We start from the raw sequence: 18,733 nt of genomic DNA, 5'->3' as shown, positions 1-18,733 counted from the left end.
ACCGGTCACTTCAGCGGTTGCGGTCTTCCACGTCGAAGGTGAAGGTCCGGCCGATCTGCGCCAGGCGCCCGCAGTAGGAGTCGAGCAGGAACACCGACGGCGTGGAGATCGTCACGTAGACGCAGTAGTCACGTGGCGCGGGGACGACGAGTTGGAGCGAGGCCACCGGCAGGGTCGGGCGTATGGCCTCGCCGGTGTCGGCCGCGTCCACGACCCCGCTCTCGGCGACGAAGCTCGCGGGCAGAGTGAGCAGGCGGAGCGAGGCGGACATCACGGCCGGACCTGAGGGTAGTTTCACCGCCAGGAGCATGTCCTGTCGTCCCTGCACGCCCTTGCCCAGGGCGAAGTCGAGCTCTTGCAGGTCGTTTTCGTCAGCGAAGAACCTGTGGTGCTTCGCCCGGTAGACGCCTTCGGCTGTCAGCAGCCGATCGTGGTGCCCGCTTGCCTTCACGGTCACGGCGAGCAGTCCCATGGAAAGCCGTTCCTCGCCCGCGACGTCCTCGGTGCCCAGACACATCGCCGTCAGGTCGACGGTGTCCTCCCCGCCCGCGGAGAGTCCGGGGAGCATGGTCCTCATTTGCTCCGTGGCCGAGGCCAACTGCTCGTCGTCGGCGTCCGGGACGAGTCGTTTGAGTGCCTCGTCCCATCCCTCGACGGCCGTGGGGTCGGGCAGCCGCACGAATTCGTCGGGCACCGTGTACTGGAACGCGTAGGGGATCTGGCGGGCAGCGGCCGCGTCGATCGGTGAACGGCTCATGCGGCGGTTCCGAAGTTGCCGGGCCGGAGGCCCTTGGTGAAGCTTTCACCGGCAGAGGTGAGTGTGGTGGTGCTGTCGAATCGGGGGCCCAGTGGGCCGGGGGCCATCGTCTTCGGCTTGTTGTCCGGCGCCTCGTAGTCGACGAAGCCGGCTCCTGGACCGACGACGGGTATGTCGGAGATGTTCCAGTCGCCGTCCAGCCACCGGCCTTCGTTGGTGTTGGAGCCGAACGCGAAGCCGGCGCCGGTCACCGTGCCGACGACGTCGAGGGTCTTGCCCGTGGCGACGTGCACCCACCCCTTGCCCGCCGTGGCGAAGCCGCGCATCGAGTTCGCCATGCCGCTGGGAATCTTCGCAATGTTGCCCCACCCGCCGGGACCGATCCTGCCGAGCGTCGCCATGAGACCCTGCGAGGCACGCAGGGAGCGACCGGACTGCACCAGCGCCCGTCCGGCCTGAGCCAACTTCGCCCCGCCGAGAGAGGCGCCGCCGGCGACCACGCCGAGCGCGTCCCAGGCCAAGGTCTGCCACGTGACACCCTCCGCGCCACCGGCCATGGCGGCACCGTGGGCGGCCAGCGCGCCGACACCGACGATGAATCCGATGAGCCCAAGCGCGCCCACACCGGTGCCCAGCATCAGGGCGACAAGGCACACAACGCCGATGACCATGGCGATGTCGGCGAGGATGTCGCCGACAAGCTTCCAGAAGTTGGGGTCGCTGAGGACGTTCCACGCGTCGGACAAGAACTCGGTGAAGCCGTCCACGAGGTCGTCGAACCAGCCGGGCTCGGGCGGAGCGTCGTCCGCTGCCTGCTTGACCGTACGCGCCGTCGTGTCCGCCGCCGTGACGTACTCGGCGTGCAGGGTACGAGCCCGGCCCCGCACGGCTTCCAGCTCACCGTTCGCCGAGTCGTAGGCCGCCTTCTTGCTCTCCTTGTCCTTGTCGTGCTCCTTCTTCTCCTTGTCCGTCAACTGGGACGTGTCGTCGGGCAGACCGTCCAGGGTGCCCTTGGCCGTACTCACTTTCCTGGCCGCGGCCGCCGCCTCTTCCTCCAAGGCACGAGCCCGCGCCTGGAACCCGTCCAGGCTGGTCTCCCAGTTGGACAACGCCCGGTGGGCTGAGGCGACCGAATCGAGGGCCTTCTCCAGGTAGGGCGGGATCTTGTCGACGGACTTCGCGAACGCGTCCGCTGCCTTGCCCGTCCAGATGCCGTCCGAGGTGCCGATCTTGCTGAGCTGCGTGTGCGCCGTGCCGCTCTCGCGACTGACGCGGCCGATCGCGCTCACCATCAACCGCACCGTCTCCAGGTCTCCCGGAGCCGGGTCGAACCCCAGATTGGGGTACTTGGACGAACCCACTCTGTCCCCCTGTGTGTGTCTGTGTGTCGGACGCCTCCCACCGCGGGGAGCTTGCCTGACCCAGTGATAGGAAGCTATCCGTGGGGCGAGTGGTTGCACCATCTCGCCGATCACACGGTAACGGCGCCCCGGCGTCGTGCTACGACCCGGTCTCAGGAGGTTGGTCCGATGTTCCTGCAGCCCCAGCTCAGAGCACTGCTGCGGGACGGCTCGCAGGGCGCCGAGCGGCATGACGCCCGCAACCTACAGCGGTCGTGGCGCAAGTTCGCCGCCTTCGCCTACGTGGCCGAGCAGTACGGGTACCGGTACGAGGGGCTGTCCCCGCTCTCCCCGAAGGGAAGCCCCAACCCGTACTTCGCCTTCCGCCGGCTGCCGGACGCGGCGCAGCGGGCGGCTCGGAGTGGACAGCACTACCCCGCGGCGACGGAGGGCGGACAACTGCCCGGCATGCGGCCCGGAGGCAGCCGCTTGCGGCCGCTGGCCGAGGTACGGCAGGACGTCGATCTCCTGCACGCCCGCATCATGGTCGACTACAGCAGCACCCACCGGCGGCGAGGACTGACCGCCCTCCTGGTCCTGCTGGCCGTCATGCTCATTCCCCTGTCCCAGACCGGCTTCAGTTCTCAGTCACTGCTCGTGTGCGGCGGCATCTGGCTGTTCTTCGCCGCACTGTGGCTGACGGGCCTCGTCATCGCACGGCGGCGGTACACCAAGTACAGTCGCGTACTCCGCGACTCCGGGGTCGACTGGCCTCCGAATCCTTCACTCGCCTAGAGCCGTGGGAGGCCGGGCGAGGCGCCTCGCCCGGCGGAGACGGAACACGAGACGCCTCTCATCCGTTTCCCACGGCTCGATCACTTGACGCGTCGTCCAGAGCCCCGGGGCCCGGCCCATGACGTGGCGAAGCCAGGACAAACCGCCCGTCCCCCTCCTCACCAGGTGCTGCTGCCCCCGCACGGCGCCGCTTCCTCGGCGCCGTGGCCTCTTCAGCCGTACTACTTCCGCTCTGCTCCGGCCCGAGAGGGGCGGATACGCTCTCGTGAGAGTGGATACGTCGCCACATGGAGCCGAGGAGACCAGCCGTGACGTCCAGACGCGAGCAGCGTGCAATGGCGGACCGCCTGGGCGTGCACGCCGACGCTTGCGCGTGGTGCACGATCGACAAGATCCCGCAACCGCCGGCGGACGTGCTCGACGCTGCGGGCAACCCCCGGCTCCGCCCCGGAAAGCTGCGGCCGCTGGGCATGGTCGGGGCGGCACTCGCCGTGCTGTTCGCGCCCCTTGTCATGCTGTTGGCCCTCTTGTCCAATGCGGAAGAAGCGCTCAAGCGGACGCTCGCGACCAAGGAGGAGAAGGGGCGGCTGCGGGCCAAGGGCGAGGACGAAAGGCGCCGGGACGCCATCATCGTCCAGCGTGGCTTCGACCAGGTCTTCGACGGGAACTGGCACGGCAGTGCAGGGCGGTTCCTGCTCCGCTGGTACGACCACTCACCGCACCACCAGCGGCTACTGCTGGTGACGCCCGAAGAGCTCGTGCTGGCGGCTCCCCCGCGGCGCGTCAGCGTGGGACGCGAGAAGAGCATGCGGGTCGTCGCGCGGCTCTCGGCGGCCGAGGCGTACCTGATCGACCCATTCTCCGGTGAGTTCGCGACGCAGACGCTCCTGATCCGCTTCCAGGACGGCTCCTGGCTGCGTGTGGAGACGGAGGACCCTCGAAGCGCCCTGCACATGCACACACTGCGCCGACCTCACGCATCCTGACGCACGACGTTCCTGGCGTTCTGGCCGTCCCCACAGGCCCAGGATCTCCTCGACCGCGCCACGGGGCCGCCGCCCGGCAACACTTGACCAGTTCGCGCTGGTGAAATCGGGCCACTGGTCGATACCGTCAGTGAGCTTGACCCCAACGCCCGGAGGGATCCGAACGCCGCATGAGCGACCTGACACTCGACGACACCATCTTCCAGCACCTGAAGGAGACGTTCTCCACCATCAGTGACCGCATGGAAGCCACGCGCCGGACGTTGCGCGGCGCCGACGCCTCGGCCGTCGGCGAGCCGAAACTCATCGACGACGTCCAGGACTTCGCGGACGAGTGGGGCTACGGGATCAAGCAGCTGGGCAAGCACACGCAGGGCGCCGTGAAGATGATCAACCACATCGGAGACACGTTCAGCGACCTCGACCTGGAGCTGGCCGAGTCCCTCAAAGCCGCCAAGGCCAAGAAGGGGAAGTAGACGTGGCCGGTACGCGTCCAGCGTTCCCGAACATAGGCTGGGACCCGACCCCCGGAGATGTCGAGGACACCCGCGACCTCGCCAAGAAGCTCGGCGGTCTGGCCAGTGACCTGGGCACCGCGGTGAGAGAACTCGAGCGCATCGAATGCGGCGCCTGGAAGGGCAAGACCGCGATCGCGTTCACCGAGTACATAGGCGAGGACGTCACCCCGCTCATACGCAAGAGCTTCGAGTCCTTCGACAAGGCCTCGCGCGCGTTGCACCGCTGGTCCAACGAGCTGAAGGAGTTCCAGGACGAGGCGAACCGGCTGGAGAAGTCGGCCGGTGACAAACTCGACGCGAGGGCCGACGCCGAGGCCAAGGCCGACGGGAAGGGCAGCAAGGAACTCGGCGAGGCGTCCAGCGCGGTCGACGGAGTCATCCAGAAGGTCCACGACCTGGAGGAACGTTTCAGGGAAGCGGCCCGCAACATCGGCAAGGAGCTGGACAAGGCCGCCGACATCGCCCCCAACGAGCCCGGCTTCTGGGACAAGCTCGGCAAGGGCATCGCCGACGCCTGGGACGCGACCGGCGACTGGCTGAAGGAACACGCGGACCTGATCAAGGCGATCGGCGACGTGCTGAGCGATATCACGGCGGTCCTGGGCCTTCTCGCCATCGTCACGCTCCCGTTCCCGCCCCTCGCGGCCATCTTCGGCACGGCGGCTCTCATCGGCAGCGGGCTCACGCTGGCAACTCACGGCGTCGCCATGGCGGCGGGCGCGGACGTGAGTTGGGGGACCTTGGGGCTCGACGCCCTCGGTCTGATGCCGGGAATCGGCATGTTCAGCAAGGGCATCAAGGTGGCTGGGGAGACCGCAGACGTGGCCAGGGCCGCGGCCCAGGCCAAGGTCGGCCTGCTCGGGCGGGGCTTCCAGTACACGGATATCGGAAAGTCCCGGATTCTGATGTCGTTCGGCAAGGCGTCCAGGGATCTCTCAGGCGGACTCGGCAAGGCGGGCCTCGTGAAAATCGGCGGCACGTCAGACTTCGTCTATGAGGTCTCGCACGCCGGCAGCGGGCTGGCGTCACGTATGGGGGGCCTTGTGAGCGCGGGTTACCACGAGGGACAGTGGTTGGGCACGAAGGGGATCAACACCCTCTTCAAGGGCAACCTGGATCCGCTGAGCGGTGTCGGCAGGGCGATCGACGGCAGCCTGAAAATCGCGCCGAAGATCGCGACGCACATCGGCCAAGCAGTGTCCGGTGATTGACAGTGAAGGCAAGGGAACCCGTGAGCGAGGGCACACTGCGGTGAACATGTGGCAGCCTGATCCAGGAGAGACGCTGGTAGCGCGTTCTCCCGTGGCCTTCGCGACAGGAACCGCCCCACAGGTCAAGGGCATGCGCTGGTTCCGGGACACTGAGCGCACCGACATTCAGCATGAACTGGCAGGCTGGCCGGAGGGCCCGGCTTTCGCCGTACGTTCGGCGGGTGGCGAGGCCGCCCAGAAGACGCTGAAGGGCGTGGCCAAAGTCGCGGGTGTGGCGGTGATGGCCCTGCTCAGCGCGGCAGGCGGCAACGTCAGTGGCAGCAGCGTCGCACCCGCCAAGGACGGCTCGGACACCCCTGACGATCCTGCCGACGAGGTCGATGACTTTCCGGTCATGTGGGCTTCACCATCGACCCTCGCCCGCACCCTGCCATGGCAACTGGACCCCGGCCGGATGGACAGGAAGCGCGCGCTCACCCATCTGATCGTCACCGACCGCAGGTTGGTCGTCGTCCTCCTTCCTGTCCACAGGAAGGAGCCGGAACGTCTGGACGACGAGATGATCTGGCAGTGCCCGCTCACCGAAGTCGCCAGTGTCGTGCCCAAGAACTTCAAGAACGGCGAAGATTTCACCATCACCTTCGTGGACGGCTCGTGGTGCAGGCTCGGATCGTTCCGGCGCCACAAGCTCATGCGCTACCTGGCCCCGCCCCGTGAACTGATCCCGCTCAGCTCACTTTCCCCGAAACAGCAGGAGACTGTCCTGGCTTTCGCAGAGGAAGTAGGGATGCCGGACTCAGTGGCGCCCAACATCACTCGCAATCCAACCGGTCGTCTTCGTGTCGAGATCCTCCTTCCCAGCCGAACCACCTCTGATTTCGGCGCCTCTGAGACGACTATCACCATGGGTGCGGACGGGGAACGAATCGAGATCGACAACTTCCTTCCCGGCGACTTCTGACCCAGGACGTCAAGACTTTCTCAGAACGGGCCCAGGCAGCTCAATGACATCGACTTATGAAAACGCCGTTCCGGTAACACCTTCCGAACCTCCACCGCTCTGGTTCCTCACACCTGAGGGCTTCTTCGCACTGCCACTGGCCGAGCGTTCAGAAGACCGGGCCGCGCAGGCAGACGCGTTCGTGCGGAACCTCTACTCTCGAGGAGACGAGAGCATATGGGGCCCGTCGGCGCCGTACTATGCGGCTTTGGCGGAGCTACTGGCGGACACCGGTGTCTCTTACGCCGCACTGGGCCTGTTCTCCACGGCGGGGGAGGAACTCGCGCAGGACGGAGAGGAAACCCGGCGGGAGCCGGCCGAAGGCGCCGCCCAGTGTGCCTTCACTCTCGCAGCGGTTCCCACGGACCATGGGGAAGCCGACACCGACGTAGTGACCCACGGCATCGTTGCCACGTTGTCGAAGGATCCGTTCAACGACGTCCGCTGGCTCGACCTTCCGTGCGGCCCGGCAGCGGCCTGTATCACCTGGCGCCAGTACCGGATCAAGCCAGAAGTGACCGTCGACGGAGAAGCAGAGGAGGTTGTCACTGCTCAGATCCAGGTCCACGTCCCATTCCCCACGGGCCCTTTCACAGCTGTCTTCACGCTGCTCACTGCCTATGTGGACCAATGGCCACAGTTTTGCGACATGCTGGAAGCCATCCTTCAGACGGTCTCCTTCGTCGACCCTGCCGAAGCCTCGGCCGACGAGCCAGTCCGGAGGAGCGCTTCGCACCGCCAGTCTTGAGGGCCCGAGCCGCTTACGCGTCTCGCTCTCGGCAGAAGGCGATACGTCGCGAAGAACGGCCCCCGGACAAGGTTCCGAGGGCCGCTCCGAGCGACAACACGCATGCCTATCGGCAAGGAGTCACTTGCTCCGCGCCTGCTTCGCCAGCTCATCGTCGATCTGCTCGAACTTGTCGGCCGCCATGGTGAGGTAGTCGCCCATGCCGTCGAGGCCGTCGAGGGTGTCCTTGGCGCCGCGGGTGAACTCGTCGAAGTTGTCGTCGAAGGCCTTGGAGGAGGACTTCGTGACGTAGCCCGACTCGACCAGGTTCGCGATGTACTTGCGGAGGCCGTCGAGCTTCTCCTGGAGCTTTTCCTTCTCCTTCACGACATGCTTGGCGGCATCCCGCATGTCCTGATATGTGATGTCAAGGTCTTTGGGCATGAAGCCGCTTCCTCTCACAACGCCGCAGGGCCAACCCCCGTGGCTCCTCGTTTGCGGATCGAACCGGCGCACCGGTCAGACCGGTCGTATGTCACGACCGGTGTGATCGTCCGCTCTTGAGGCAGCAGCTTACGGGGGAGGCCACTGGTGTCACATCCCTGCGTTGCCAACGGGAACGTCCGGTCACCGCCCTGTTGCCGGACCGCGACACCCAGCGGATATCGTCGCCTGGACCGTGCGCCGTGGTGTGGAAGCGGCCGCAGGGGCTCGCCTGGGGAGGACAAGCGTGCGACTGACTCTGACCGTCGTCGATCCGTACGGCGGGGGCTCCGCCGACGTCGTGCTCGACGCGGATCCCGAGTCCACCGTCGGAGACATCGCCGAGGAACTGGCCAAGCAGGTCGGGGTCGCGGGCGCGCAGGTCATTCCGATCGGGCACCAAGGCCAGGCGGGTGCCGGCGGGGCGCCGCTCGTCTACGTCGACGGGTACGCCGTCGATCCGTCCGCCACGGTCGTCGGGTCGCCGTTGCGCGAGGGCGCGGTCGTCAGTCTGCAGGATCCGTCCGGGTGTCTGCCCGGGGAGCCCACCGGGCTGGTGGAGTTGCGGGTCGTCGGCGGGCCGGGGGCCGGGTTCGTGCACCGGCTCGGGGTGGGGAAGTACGACATCGGCAGCGGTCCCGCCGCGTACGTCCGCATCGAGGACCCCGAGGTCGACGCCCGTGCCCTCACCCTCTCCGTCGCCACCGACGGGACCTGCAAGGTCGCCGTGCACGGGGACAAGGAGGGCGTCACCCTCGACGGGGAGCCCGTCAAGGACCGGGACGGGGACGACTGGCCGCTCGGGGGGCAGATAGCGGTCGGCAACTCGCTGGTCGAGCTGGCCCGGTACGCGCCGCCCAACGCCGCGCTCAAGTGGTCCGAGGACGGTGTGGGACTGGACTACAACCGGCCGCCGCGGCTGCGTCCGGCCGAGCGGCAGACCACCTTCCGGCTGCCCTCGCCGCCGCGCGAGTACGAGGCCCGGCCGCTGCCCTGGCTGATGGCGTTGACGCCGCTCGTCGGCGCGGTGGTCGCCGTGGCGGTGTTCGGGCGCTGGTACTACCTGATCATGGCGGGGCTCAGCCCGATCCTGCTGTTCGCCAACTACTTCAACGACAAGAAGCACGGGCGCAAGTCCCATGCCAAGCAGGTCAAGGAGTACGAGGAGCAGAAGGCCCGGATCGAGAAGGACGCGCAGGACGCGCTGGTCGCCGAGCGGGACGACCGGCGGCAGGCCATTCCCGACCCGGCGGTCGTCCTGTCCATCGGGACCGGCCCGCGGACGCGGCTGTGGGAGCGGCGGCGTACCGACCGTGATCACCTGCTGCTGCGGGTGGGGACCGGGCGGCTGCCCTCCGAGGTGGTGCTCGACGACCCGGAGCAGGACGACCACCGGCGCCAGGTCACCTGGAAGATCGAGGACGCGCCCGTCGCGCTGTCGCTGCGCGGCCTCGGGGTCGTCGGCATCGCGGGGCCCGGGGACTCGGCGCGGTCGCTGGGGCGGTGGGCCGTCGCGCAGACCGCCGCGCTGCACAGTCCGATGGACGTGCAGTTCTACGTACTGAGCGAGAACTCCGCGCAGAGTGACTGGGACTGGGTGCGCTGGCTGCCGCACGCGCGGCCCGCCGGCGGTCAGGACGTCAACGTCCTCATCGGCACCGACGCCGAGACCGTCGGCGCCCGCATCGGCGAGCTGACGCAGATCCTCGACGCCCGCAAGAAGGCCGCCGAACAGAAGGGCGGCGGCGCGCAGGGGACCAGCTTCGCCGACCCGGACATCGTGGTCGTGTGGGACGGTTCGCGGCGGCTGCGGTCGCTGCCCGGAGTCGTACGGCTGTTGCGCGAGGGGCCGGCCGTGTCCATGTTCGCCGTCTGCCTCGACTCCGAGGAGCGGTTCCTGCCGGGCGAGTGCCAGGCGTTCGTCGTCGCCGAGCCCAAGGCCGAGGAGAGCGGGCGGCAGGGGCGGGACGAGCAGCCGCAGCCCGCTCGGCAGGTCCCGGGGGGCTTTCCGTCCTTCCAGGCGTGGCACACCGACTCCCCCGCCGAGCCCGAGCAGCGGGCCCGTACCGAGAAGCTGCGGCTGCGGGTCGAGGAGGCGGGGGTCGAGCGGATCACCGACGTACGGCCCGACTTCGTCACGCCCGCCTGGTGCCTGCGGCTGGCGCGGTCGTTGTCCGCGCTGCGCGACATCAGCGGCGAGACCGAGGACTCCGCGCTGCCCGGCGCCAGCCGGCTGCTGGACGTGCTCCAGCTGGAACCGCCGACGGCCGACGCGATCGGCGCGCGGTGGCGAATGGGCGGCCAGTCGACGATGGCCGTCATCGGCGAGTCGTACGACGGACCGTTCGGCATCGACATGCGCAAGGACGGCCCGCACGGCCTCATCGCCGGTACCACCGGTTCCGGCAAGTCGGAGCTGCTGCAGACCATCGTGGCGGCCCTCGCCGTCGCGAACACGCCCGAGAACATGACCTTCGTGCTCGTCGACTACAAGGGCGGCTCCGCGTTCAAGGACTGCGTGAAGCTGCCGCACACCGTCGGCATGGTGACCGACCTCGACGCGCACCTGGTCGAGCGGGCGCTGGAGTCCCTGGGCGCCGAGCTGAAGCGGCGCGAGCACATCCTCGCCGCCGCCGACGCCAAGGACATCGAGGACTACCAGGACCTCGTCAGGCGCGACCCCTCGCACGCTCCGGTGCCCCGGCTGCTCATCGTCATCGACGAGTTCGCCTCCATGGTGCGGGACCTGCCCGACTTCGTGACCGGGCTCGTCAACATCGCCCAGCGAGGGCGTTCGCTCGGCATCCACCTGCTGCTCGCCACCCAGCGGCCCAGCGGTGTGGTCTCCCCCGAGATCCGCGCCAACACCAACCTCCGGATCGCGCTGCGCGTGACCGACGGCGGCGAGTCGTCGGACGTCATCGACTCGCCGGAGGCCGGGCACATCTCCAAGAACACCCCGGGCCGCGCCTACGTGCGCCTCGGCCACTCCTCCCTGGTCCCCTTCCAGTCGGGGCGCGTGGGTGGCCGTCGGCCCGGCGCCGCCGACCCCGCCGCGCTCGCGCCCTGGGTCGGGCCGCTGGGCTGGGAGGACCTGGGCCGGGCGGCGCTGACCAAGCCGAAGACCGAGTCCCGCGAGGACGACGAGATCACCGACCTCAAGGTGCTGGTGGACGCGGTGCGCGAGGCCAACCGGTCGATGGGCATCCCCGCCCAGCACAGCCCCTGGCTGCCGGCGCTGGACGAGAAGCTGCTGCTGGACGAGATCGAGGTCCCGGCGCTCGCCGGCGCCGTACCGGGCAAGCTGCCGCCTGCCCCGTACGGCATCGAGGACCTGCCGTCCGACCAGGCCCGCCGCCCGGTCGTCGTGGACTTCGCGAGCTTCGGGCACCTGATGATCGGCGGTGCGCCGCGCAGCGGCCGCTCCCAGGTGCTGCGCACCATCGCGGGGTCGCTGGCCCGCACCCACTCCACCGCCGACGTCCACCTGTACGGCATCGACTGCGGCAACGGTGCCCTCAACGCCCTGACCCGGCTGCCGCACTGCGGCGCGGTCGTGGGCCGCAACCAGACCGAGCGGGTGGTACGGCTGGTCAACCGGCTCAAGGGCCAGCTGTCGCGCCGTCAGGACCTGCTGGCCGACGCCGGGTTCGCGGACATCGGCGAACAGCGTGCCTCGGTGGCGGAGGACGAGCGGCTGCCGCACATCGTCGTGCTCCTGGACCGCTGGGAGGGCTGGGTGCCCACCCTCGGCGAGGTCGACCACGGGTCGCTGACCGACGAGTTGCAGACGATGATGCGCGAGGGCGCCAGCGTCGGCATCCACCTGGTCCTGACCGGTGACCGCACGCTGCTCGTGGGCCGTATCGCGACCCTCACGGAGGACAAGTACGGCCTGCGCCTGGCCGACCGCAGCGACTTCGCCTCGCTCGGCATCCCGACCCGCAAGGTCCCGGAGGAGATCCCGCCGGGCCGCGCCTTCCGCAACGAGTCCGGAACGGAGACGCAGTTCGCCCTGCTCTCCGAGGACACCACCGGCCAGGGCCAGGCGGCGGCGATCTCCGCGATCGGCGAGGCCGCCGCCGCGCGCGACGCCGACGTGCCGCGCGCCCGGCGCCCGTTCCGCGTCGACAGCCTGCCCAGCCGGATCTCCTTCCCCGAGGCCTGGGAGATGCGCGACCCGGAGGCGTCCCGCTCCAAGCTGTGGGCGCTGATCGGCATCGGCGGCGACGAGATCGTCGGCTTCGGCCCCGACCTCGCCGACGGCGTGCCGTCCTTCGTCATCGCGGGACCGGCCAAGTCGGGCCGCTCCACGGTGCTGATGAACGTCGCCCAGTCACTCCTCGCCCAGGGCACCCGCCTGGTGGTGGCGGCGCCCCGCCAGTCGCCGGTGCGTCAACTGGAGGGCACGGAGGGCGTGCTGAAGGTCTTCACCGGGGACGACATCGACGAGGACGAGTTCGAGGAGCTGATCGACGGGGCGAGCCCGGAGGAGCCCATCGCCGTCCTCGTCGACGACGGCGAGATCCTTGAGGACTGCGACGCCGAGAGCCAGATGAAGAAGATCGTCTCCCGGGGTGCCGAACGCGGCCTGGCCCTCGTCATCGCCGGTGACGAGGAGGACGTGTGCAGCGGCTTCTCCGGCTGGCAGGTCGACGCCAAGAAGGCCCGCCGCGGCATCCTGCTCTCCCCGCAGGAGTCCTCCAGCGGCGACCTCATCGGGCTGCGCGTCTCGCGCCAGATGGTCGGCGGCCAGGTCACGCCGGGCAAGGGCATGCTGCACCTCGGCGACGGGGAGCTGCGCACGGTCGTGGTACCGGGCTGAGCCGGTGGGAGGCGGGGTCCCCGCCGCGTTCCTCGCCTCCTGCCGCCCCCGCTACCCGGTCTTCGACAGCCGCGCCTTCGGCCGTCCCGACCTCTCGCTACCCGGTCTTCGACAGCCGCGCCTTCGGCCGTCCCGACCTCTCGCTACCCGGTCTTCGACAGCCGCGCCTTCGGCCGTCCCGACTCCTCGCTCCTCGACGCGTAGTCCAGGTCGTCGCCGACCGGGGTGAAGGTGACGGTGGTGGGCGCGGGGTTGCAGCCGTCGTGGTTGCCCTCGGCGCCGACGGACCCGGCGACGATCTGCTTCTCCGTCACCTTCTTGAGGGTGATCACGTCGACGCAGACGCCGCCCAGTGCGTCGGTCTGGCGGAGCCTGCCCAGCTCCTGGCCGGCCCGCGCCTGCTTGATGGTGATCCGGAAGGTGCCCAGCGGCAGCTTGCCGTCCAGGGCGGCGGCCTGCCCCTCCCAGGTGCCGAAGTAGCGTGCGGGCAGCCCGCCGGGGGTGGCGGCGGGGGGTTCGTGGGAGGCGTCGCTGCCTCCGGCGTTGTTCGCGTCGTTGCCCGAGCCCGGCAGCAGGTCCAGGACGAACACCGACCCCACCGTCACCGCCGCCAGCGCTCCCGCCACCGCCAGCGCCACGGTGCAGCTGATCCGCCGGCCGCGCCCCTGGGCGCCCTGCGTCGAGGTCGCCGCGACGGAGAGCGCGAGCCTGCCGGACGGGTGCCCGGCGCCCGGCCCGGCGTCCGCATCGCCGCCCGGCTGCTCGGAGTCCCGCGGACCGGGGACGGACGAAGAGGGGGACGAGGACGAGGAGGAGGGATACGGCGGCGGTGACGGCGGCGACGACGAAGGCGCCGTAGGCACCGGCATCACCGGCGGCGGGCCGAAGACACCGGAGGCCGCGGGCGCCGCCCCACCCTCCGGCCCCGGCGAGGCACCCGCCCCGCCCGCCGTGACGGACGGCCGACTGAATCCCACCGGTCCCGACGCCTCCCCCGCGGACGCCCCCGGCCCCGGCTCCGCCGCCTCCAGGTTCAGCAGCTGTACGGCGCTCCGGCTGACCCGCTCCACCAGCGCCCCCGGCAGCCAGCCCCCGGTCACCAGGCGGGCCGCGCCCTCGGGAGCCAGGCGCCGGGCCACCTCGCCGGGGGCCGGACGGGCGGCAGGGTCCTTGGCGAGGCAGGAGGCGACCAGCTCGCGCAGCCCAGCGTCCAGGCCGTCGAGCCGCGGCTCCTCGTGGACGACCTTGTAGAGCAGCGCGGCCGAGGAGTCCCCGGGGAAGGGCGGCAGCCCCGTCGTCGCGTACGCCAGCACGGCGCCCAGTGAGAAGACGTCCGCCGCGCCGGTCACGGCCTTGCCGAGGATCTGCTCGGGGGACATGTAGCCGGGCGAGCCGATGGACACGCCCGTCGAGGTCAGGGAGGCGGTGCCGTCCGTGGCGCGGGCGATGCCGAAGTCGATCAGGAGGGGGCCGTCGAGGGTGAGGAGGACGTTGGACGGCTTCACGTCACGGTGGACGAGGCCCAGCTCGTGCACCGCGGCCAGCGCCTCGCCGAGGCCCGCTCCCAGCGCCCGTACCGAGTGGACGGGCAGCGGGCCGCCGTCGGCCACGGCCGCCGTCAGGGACGGACCGGCCGTGTACGCCGTGGCGACCCACGGCACGCGCGCCTCGGGGTCCGCGTCCAGGACGGGCGCGGTCCAGGCGCCGCCGACCCGGCGCGCGGCGGCCACCTCGCGCCGGAACCGGGCCCGGAACTCCTCGTCCAGCGCGAAGTGCGGGTGCACGATCTTCACCGCGACCGTGCGGCCCCCGGCGCTGCGGCCCAGGTAGACCCGGCCCATGCCGCCGGAGCCCAGCCGGCCGAGCAGCCGGTAGGGGCCCACCACGGTGGGTTCGTCGACTTCGAGCGGCCGCATGGCGTCCACCCCTCCCCCGTACGCCGGTACCTGCCAGCAGGGTAGTGGGCCGCCCGCGGAAGGCCCCAGGGGCGAGGGGCCCGGCTGCGGATCAGGGCCGCAGCAGCTCCACCTTCACGTCCGCCGGGAAGCCGGTGGTCGGTCCGACCCGGCGGGCGAACTCGGTGACCGCCTCCAGCTGCGGGGCGCCGAAGCGGAAGTCCAGGGTGGTGAAGTACTTCGCGAGGGTCTCCTCGTCGAAGGCCTCCCAGCGGGCGGCCTGCTCGGCGACCTTCTCCACCTCCTCCAGGGAGAGGTTGCGGGAGGCGAGGAATGCCTCGTGCACCTTGCGGGTGATGACCGGCTCGCGCTCCGCGTAGTCGCGCCGGGCCGCCCAGACCGCGAAGACGAACGGCAGGCCCGTCCACTCCTTCCACAGGGCGCCCAGGTCGTGCACGTCGAGGCCGTAGCGCGGGCCGTCGATCATGTTGGCGCGCAGGGCCGCGTCCCCGATCAGGACGGCCGCGTCGGCCTCCTGCATCATCAGGCTCAGGTCCGGCGGGCAGGTGTAGTAGTCCGGCTGGACGCCGAAGCGTTCCGCCAGGAGGAGCTGGGCGAGGCGTACGGAGGTGCGCGAGGTCGACCCGAGGGCGACCCGGGCGCCGTCCAGGCGGTCCAGCGGGACCTGGGAGACGATCACGCACGACATCACGGGGCCGTCGCAGCCGACGGCGATGTCGGGGAAGGCGACGAGGTCGTCGGCGTTCTTGAGGAATTCGACCAGGGTGACGGGACCGATGTCGAGATCGCCGCGCACCAACTGCTCGCTGAGCTTCTCCGGGGTGTCCTTCGTCAGCTCGAAGTCGAGGAGCGTGCCTGTTCTCGCGAGCCCCCAGTACAGGGGCAGGCAGTTCAGGAACTGGATGTGGCCGACGCGCGGCCGGGTGCGAGAATTGTCCACATCGCGAGGCTAGCCCTCCTCCGGGGTCCGCCCGTCGCCGACCCCCGGCGTCAGCCGAACGGCGCAGGTGTTCAAACGTCCGGGTGAAGTGATCTTGACCTCTGTTGCGCTCGGGGGCCTGCGTGCTAGGCTCACAGCAAGTTGCAGTTTGGTTTCCCTTGCAGTACAGAGCCTGCGGAGCATGTGACCGCGGGCTCTCGTCGTTCTCAGACGTATGCAGTTGTGCGGCATTCAAAGTCTTCACACTTGCTGGTTCTGGAGCAGGGCAACCCTTTGGGCCCAAGGAGGGCTTATGGCTACCGGAACCGTGAAGTGGTTCAACGCCGAAAAGGGCTTTGGTTTCATCGCCCAGGAAGGCGGCGGCCCGGACGTCTTCGTCCACTACTCCGCGATCAACGCTCAGGGATTCCGTTCCCTCGAGGAGAACCAGCAGGTGTCCTTCGACGTCACGCAGGGCCCCAAGGGTCCGCAGGCGGAGAATGTCACTCCTGTCTGATTGACAGCAGTACCCAAGGAGCCCCGCGCCGGTTTCGGCGACGGGGCTCCTGCCTTTCGAGAAACCTCCGCGCACATCCCGTCCGGCCCGGCTGTCGGTGGCTGCCACTAGGGTCCCGCCATGACTGACGCGCCGCGTACCGACGACACCCGCACCGACCCCGCCTTCGTGGCCACCACCAGGGCCTTCTACGACGCCGTCGCCGAGGACTACCACGTCCGTTTCCGCACCGTGCTCGACGACGCCCCACTGGACCGGGCGCTGATGGGCGCCTTCGCCGAGCTGGTGGGACCGCAGGGGCAGGTGGCCGACCTCGGCTGCGGGCCCGGCCTGGTCACCGCGCACCTGGCCACGCTGGGCCTGCGGGTCTTCGGCCTCGACCTGTCCTCCTCGATGCTCGCGATCGCGCGCCGCGAGAACCCGGGGCTGCGGTTCGAGCAGGGGTCCATGCTTGACCTCGACCTGCCGGACGGCGCCCTCGCGGGGGCGGTCTCCTGGTACTCGTCGATCCACACGCCCTGGGAGCGGCTGCCGGACCTCTTCGGGGAGGTGCGGCGCGTACTGGCCCCGGGCGGGCACCTGCTGCTGGGCTTCCAGGTCGGTGACGAGCCCCGCCACCACGACCGCCCGTGGGGGCACCCGGTGGCCCTGGACTTCGAACGGCGGCGGCCGGAACCGATGGCGGAGCTGCTGGAGCAGGCCGGGTTCACCGTGCTGTCCCGGACGGTGCGGATCACCGAGGAGACCACCGTCGCCCAGGTACCGCAGGCCTGCCTGATCACCCGCCGCTGAGCACCCGCCGGGCGGGCCCTACCCCTCGTAAAGGGCCTCCACCGCCCCCGCGAAGTCCCGCATGATCACCTCGCGCCGGAGCTTCATGGAGGGGGTCAGGTGGCCCTCCCACTCGGTGAAGTCCCTCGGCAGGACGGCGAAGCGGCGGATGGACTCCGGACGGGAGACCAGCTTGTTGGCCTCGTCGACCGCGCGCTGGAGCACCGCGTGGACCTCCTCGTCGTCGGTCAGCAGCTCCGGCGGCACGGGGTGCTTGCCGTTCATCCGGCGCCAGTGGGTGACGCCGTCGGGGTCGAGGGTGAACAGGGCGGAGACGTAGGGGCGGCGGTCGCCCAGGACGATGCACTGGGAGATCAGGGGGTGGGAGCGCAGCCAGTTCTCCAGCGGCGCCGGGGCGACGCTCTTGCCGCCCGCGGTGATCAGCAGCTCCTTCTTGCGGCCGGTGATGGTCAGATAGCCCTCGTCGTCCAGGCTGCCGATGTCTCCGGTGGCGAACCAGCCGTCGGGGGCGGCCTGGACGACGCCCCCGGCCTGCGGGTCCCAGTAGCCGTGCAGGACCTGCTCGCCGGCGACCAGGATCTCGCCGTCGGCGGCGATGCGGATGCGGGTGCCGGGCAGCGGCCAGCCGACCGTGCCCAGGCGCGGCTTGAGCGGCGGCGTGACGGTGGCCGCGGCGGTGGTCTCGGTGAGGCCGTAGCCCTCGAAGATCTCGATGCCGGCACCGGCGTAGAAGGCGGCCAGGCGGCGGCCGAGGGGGGAGCCGCCGCAGATGGCGTACTTGACCCGGCCGCCCATGGCGTTGCGGATCTTCCGGTAGACGAGCGGGTCGTAGAAGGAGCGGGCGGTCTTCAGGCCGCGGCCGGGGCCGCCGCCCGAGCCGGTCTGGCGGGCCTCCCTGGCCTCCCCGTAGCGCACCGCCACCGAGACCGCGCGGTCGAAGGCCGAGGCCCGGCCGCCGGACTCGGCCTTGGCGCGGGCGCTGTTGAAGACCTTCTCCAGCATGTACGGGATGGTCAGCAGGCAGGTGGGGCGGAAGGCCGCCAGGTCGGGGAGCAGGTCCTCGGGCTTCAGGCTCGGCGCGTGGCCGAGGCGGACCCGGGCGCGGACGCAGGCCACGGCGACCATCCGGCCGAAGACGTGGGACATCGGCAGGAAGAGCAGGATCGAGGGCTCCTCGCCGGTCTCCGCCTTGAAGACGGGGTAGAGCAGCTCGATCGCGTTGTCGACCTCGGCGAAGAAGTTGCCGTGGGTGAGCACGCAGCCCTTGGGGCGGCCGGTGGTGCCGGAGGTGTAGATGAGGGTGGCCAGCGTGCTCGGGCCGAGCATGCCGCGGCGCACCTCCACCTCCGCGTCGGGCACCCGCGCGCCCAGCTCCGCCAGCCGCTCCACATGGCCCTTCTCCATGACCCACAGGTGCTTGAGGTCCGGTATGCGGTCCAGCTCCGGGCCGAGGGCGGCGGCCTGCGCGGTGGTCTCGGTGACCAGAGTGACGGCGCCGGAGTCCTGGAGGATCCAGCGGGTCTGGAAGAGGGAGGAGGTCGGGTAGACGGGGACGGTGACCAGACCGGCCGCCCAGGCGGCGAAGTCCAGCAGCGTCCACTCGTACGTCGTCCGCGCCATGATCGCGATGCGGTCGCCCGGCATCATCCCCTCGGCGATCATGCCCTTGGCCACCGCCAGCACCTGCCCGGCGAACCCGGCCGCCGTGACGTCGCTCCAGTCGCCCTCCGACGACCTGCGGCTGAGGACGACCTGGCCCGGGACCGCGGCCGCGTTGTCGAAGGGGAGATCGGCGAGGGAGCCGCGGCGCACCGGCGGCGCGAACGGGGGGACGTACGCCTCCCGCACGGCCCCGTCCAGCATCCGCGTCTCGGGCGCCACCAGGGTGGGGCCGGGCGAGTCGGCGTAGGCGGCGGATGCGGCGAAGGACGGAAGCGGGGTGGACAC

At 70.2% G+C, this 18,733-nt stretch carries 15 protein-coding genes; 9 read left to right on the top strand and 6 right to left on the bottom strand.

The window, feature by feature from the left end; genetic code table 11:
- Positions 1-10: 10 nt before the first annotated feature.
- A complete protein-coding gene (locus tag ACZ6IM_RS23865; protein ID WP_052839425.1) occupies positions 11-757 on the bottom strand; it encodes a hypothetical protein in 747 nt (248 codons plus the stop codon).
- Positions 754-2,118: a putative T7SS-secreted protein gene (locus ACZ6IM_RS23860; RefSeq protein ID WP_052839424.1), complete on the bottom strand. Its 1,365-nt coding sequence runs from the start codon at positions 2,116-2,118 to the stop codon at positions 754-756. The genes ACZ6IM_RS23865 and ACZ6IM_RS23860 overlap by 4 nt, the downstream gene beginning before the upstream one ends.
- 168 nt (positions 2,119-2,286) lie before the next feature.
- Between ACZ6IM_RS23860 and ACZ6IM_RS23855 the strand changes: the two genes are divergently transcribed.
- The 6 genes from ACZ6IM_RS23855 to ACZ6IM_RS23830 all read left to right on the top strand — a co-directional run bounded on the left by ACZ6IM_RS23855 (position 2,287) and on the right by ACZ6IM_RS23830 (position 7,355).
- A complete protein-coding gene (locus ACZ6IM_RS23855; RefSeq protein WP_052839423.1) occupies positions 2,287-2,892 on the top strand; it encodes a hypothetical protein in 606 nt (201 codons plus the stop codon).
- 308 nt (positions 2,893-3,200) lie between these two features.
- A complete protein-coding gene (locus tag ACZ6IM_RS23850; protein ID WP_469558854.1) occupies positions 3,201-3,878 on the top strand; it encodes a hypothetical protein in 678 nt (225 codons plus the stop codon).
- Between the two features lie 170 nt (positions 3,879-4,048).
- Positions 4,049-4,354, top strand: a complete 306-nt coding sequence (locus tag ACZ6IM_RS23845) for a hypothetical protein (RefSeq protein ID WP_030145324.1) — start codon at positions 4,049-4,051, stop codon at positions 4,352-4,354.
- Positions 4,355-4,356: 2 nt separating this feature from the next.
- The gene (locus ACZ6IM_RS23840; RefSeq protein WP_052839421.1) at positions 4,357-5,607 is read left to right on the top strand and encodes a hypothetical protein; all 1,251 of its coding nucleotides are present in this window, start codon (positions 4,357-4,359) and stop codon (positions 5,605-5,607) included.
- Positions 5,600-6,568 carry a hypothetical protein gene (locus tag ACZ6IM_RS23835; RefSeq protein ID WP_469558850.1) on the top strand — a complete coding sequence of 323 codons (969 nt, stop codon included), beginning with the start codon at positions 5,600-5,602 and terminating at the stop codon, positions 6,566-6,568. Before ACZ6IM_RS23840 ends, ACZ6IM_RS23835 begins: the two co-directional genes overlap by 8 nt.
- A 43-nt stretch (positions 6,569-6,611) precedes the next feature.
- Positions 6,612-7,355 (top strand): hypothetical protein, encoded by a 744-nt coding sequence (locus ACZ6IM_RS23830; protein WP_052839419.1) that lies wholly within the window; start codon positions 6,612-6,614, stop codon positions 7,353-7,355.
- Positions 7,356-7,475: 120 nt separating this feature from the next.
- On the opposite strand, the gene ACZ6IM_RS23825 is transcribed toward ACZ6IM_RS23830, so the two are convergent.
- Positions 7,476-7,778 (bottom strand): WXG100 family type VII secretion target, encoded by a 303-nt coding sequence (locus tag ACZ6IM_RS23825; RefSeq protein WP_016326975.1) that lies wholly within the window; start codon positions 7,776-7,778, stop codon positions 7,476-7,478.
- A gap of 286 nt (positions 7,779-8,064) precedes the next feature.
- Here ACZ6IM_RS23825 and ACZ6IM_RS23820 point away from each other — a divergent pair, with 286 nt between their 5' ends.
- Positions 8,065-12,642 (top strand): FtsK/SpoIIIE domain-containing protein, encoded by a 4,578-nt coding sequence (locus tag ACZ6IM_RS23820; RefSeq protein ID WP_469558846.1) that lies wholly within the window; start codon positions 8,065-8,067, stop codon positions 12,640-12,642.
- 143 nt (positions 12,643-12,785) lie between these two features.
- Here the strand turns inward: ACZ6IM_RS23820 and ACZ6IM_RS23815 are convergent, their stop codons facing one another.
- Positions 12,786-14,558: a serine/threonine-protein kinase gene (locus ACZ6IM_RS23815; RefSeq protein ID WP_469558843.1), complete on the bottom strand. Its 1,773-nt coding sequence runs from the start codon at positions 14,556-14,558 to the stop codon at positions 12,786-12,788.
- A 91-nt stretch (positions 14,559-14,649) separates the two neighbouring features.
- Positions 14,650-15,498, bottom strand: coding sequence for a menaquinone biosynthetic enzyme MqnA/MqnD family protein (locus ACZ6IM_RS23810; protein WP_052839416.1), 849 nt, complete (start codon positions 15,496-15,498; stop codon positions 14,650-14,652).
- A 292-nt stretch (positions 15,499-15,790) separates the two neighbouring features.
- On the opposite strand from ACZ6IM_RS23810, the gene ACZ6IM_RS23805 reads away from it, so the two are divergent.
- Together ACZ6IM_RS23805 and ACZ6IM_RS23800 are read left to right on the top strand one after the other, a co-directional pair.
- Positions 15,791-15,994, top strand: coding sequence for a cold-shock protein (locus tag ACZ6IM_RS23805; RefSeq protein ID WP_003974443.1), 204 nt, complete (start codon positions 15,791-15,793; stop codon positions 15,992-15,994).
- Between the two features lie 120 nt (positions 15,995-16,114).
- The gene (locus ACZ6IM_RS23800) at positions 16,115-16,786 is read left to right on the top strand and encodes a class I SAM-dependent DNA methyltransferase (RefSeq protein ID WP_469558840.1); all 672 of its coding nucleotides are present in this window, start codon (positions 16,115-16,117) and stop codon (positions 16,784-16,786) included.
- Between the two features lie 18 nt (positions 16,787-16,804).
- On the opposite strand, the gene ACZ6IM_RS23795 is transcribed toward ACZ6IM_RS23800, so the two are convergent.
- Positions 16,805-18,733: an AMP-dependent synthetase/ligase gene (locus ACZ6IM_RS23795; protein WP_052839414.1), complete on the bottom strand. Its 1,929-nt coding sequence runs from the start codon at positions 18,731-18,733 to the stop codon at positions 16,805-16,807.

The sequence above is a fragment of the Streptomyces sp. NPDC042336 genome, from assembly GCF_055581985.1.
Note: the sequence above shows the minus strand (reverse complement) of the source record. Positions and strands in the feature narration are given on the sequence as shown.

Coding starts and splice junctions, on each gene's coding strand:
- ACZ6IM_RS23825 (WP_016326975.1), bottom strand. CDS start 7,778: ATGCCCAAAGACCTTGACATCACATATCAGGACATGCGGGATGCCGCC.
- ACZ6IM_RS23845 (WP_030145324.1), top strand. CDS start 4,049: ATGAGCGACCTGACACTCGACGACACCATCTTCCAGCACCTGAAGGAG.
- ACZ6IM_RS23800 (WP_469558840.1), top strand. CDS start 16,115: ATGACTGACGCGCCGCGTACCGACGACACCCGCACCGACCCCGCCTTC.
- ACZ6IM_RS23805 (WP_003974443.1), top strand. CDS start 15,791: ATGGCTACCGGAACCGTGAAGTGGTTCAACGCCGAAAAGGGCTTTGGT.
- ACZ6IM_RS23855 (WP_052839423.1), top strand. CDS start 2,287: ATGTTCCTGCAGCCCCAGCTCAGAGCACTGCTGCGGGACGGCTCGCAG.
- ACZ6IM_RS23815 (WP_469558843.1), bottom strand. CDS start 14,558: ATGCGGCCGCTCGAAGTCGACGAACCCACCGTGGTGGGCCCCTACCGG.
- ACZ6IM_RS23865 (WP_052839425.1), bottom strand. CDS start 757: ATGAGCCGTTCACCGATCGACGCGGCCGCTGCCCGCCAGATCCCCTAC.
- ACZ6IM_RS23830 (WP_052839419.1), top strand. CDS start 6,612: ATGACATCGACTTATGAAAACGCCGTTCCGGTAACACCTTCCGAACCT.